The 844-nt window shown below is 45.7% G+C and carries 1 protein-coding gene; it reads right to left on the reverse strand.

What is annotated here, in order from left to right:
• Nucleotides 1-194 precede the first annotated feature (194 nt).
• Nucleotides 195-656 (reverse strand): DUF3592 domain-containing protein, encoded by a 462-nt coding sequence (locus tag FDY93_RS19280; RefSeq protein WP_138237385.1) that lies wholly within the window; start codon nucleotides 654-656, stop codon nucleotides 195-197.
• Between the last annotated feature and the right edge of the window lie 188 nt (nucleotides 657-844).

Raw genomic sequence — 844 nt, forward strand, 5'->3', positions numbered from 1 at the left:
TTGGATTTGAACTCCGTATGCGAGTTACTGATATCGACTAGTTTTGGTTGTAATTTACAGAGGCACATTATTTTTCTAGTGGCATTTAACGCCGTGCTCAGCAGCGGCTTACTTTATGCGCATTTTGCGCGAAAATGGGAGCGAAGCGACCGCGCAAAAGGTGCATAAAGTAAGCCGTCAGCTGCAGCACCTTGTTAAGCGAATTTCACTGCGAAGACCACACCGCAAAGAAGGAACGAAAGAACTATAAGGAAACCGAGTATAGCGCCAAAAGCTAGACCGGGCTCTAAGCACGCTTCACTAGGATTTCTAACGTTATAGTAAACATTGACCTTCTTTCCGACGGGATACTTTCTCCCAATTATTCTTTCAATGAAAAAGTTGTTACTTTCTCCGCGAAGAAATTTTATAGTTGAAGACTTGTACTTTTTTCCGTTTACCGTATAGCTGTATTCTAAAGCAAGCGTGCTTGTGGGGCTCCGATTCCCTTCGAGGATATCGCTACCAGTCGTTGTAGCACGGGTATGTACTTTATTGTAAACAACCAATCTTCTTGTAGTTGGCCACCTTTTGCTCTCCACTCCCTTACCAGCATTTTTCAAAAGAACAATAAGTAAAATCAGGGAAATGGCAATAATTAGAATTGGGCCAAACATGAGGTTGCTCTTCTATCGCTTAACGTTGCGAGCAGCGGCAGCTTGCTTTGGGCGCTTTATGCGCGAAAATGGGAGCGAAGCGACCTGCGCATAAAGTGGTCAGGTAGACGGCAATGTCACCATCACCGCCCCCCACAGATCCGGACGTGCGCGATTAACGCATCCGGCTCCTCAACCCATCACATTCG

Origin of the sequence: Microbulbifer harenosus, from assembly GCF_005771435.1 — a bacterium.
Taxonomy (GTDB): Bacteria; Pseudomonadota; Gammaproteobacteria; order Pseudomonadales; family Cellvibrionaceae; genus Microbulbifer; species Microbulbifer harenosus.